At 68.6% G+C, this 264-nt stretch carries 1 protein-coding gene; it reads left to right on the top strand.

Annotated features, from left to right (window positions below):
- The coding region (locus tag C5P05_RS00270) for an ABC transporter permease subunit (RefSeq protein ID WP_114967972.1) at positions 1–264 on the top strand (264 nt) is incomplete at both ends.

Here is a 264-nt window from a genome sequence, read left to right as displayed (position 1 = left end):
AGGTCTTCCAGGGCACGCCCTTGCTGCTGCAGCTGTTTCTGGTGTTCTTCGGCGCGCCGGTGCTGGGGCTGGAAATCAACCCCTGGGTGGCGGCCGGCGCGGCGCTGATTCTCAACAGCAGCGCCTTCCTGGGCGAAATCTGGCGCGGCTGCATCCAGGCCATCCCCGGCGGGCAGTGGGAGGCGGCGCAGGCGCTCAGCCTGCCCTATCTGTCCCGCATGCGGGACGTGATCCTGCCGCAGGCCTTCAAGATTGCGCTGGCGC

The organism is Rhodoferax ferrireducens, assembly GCF_003347515.1.
Lineage (GTDB): Bacteria > Pseudomonadota > Gammaproteobacteria > Burkholderiales > Burkholderiaceae_C > Rhodoferax.
Note: the sequence above shows the minus strand (reverse complement) of the source record. Positions and strands in the feature narration are given on the sequence as shown.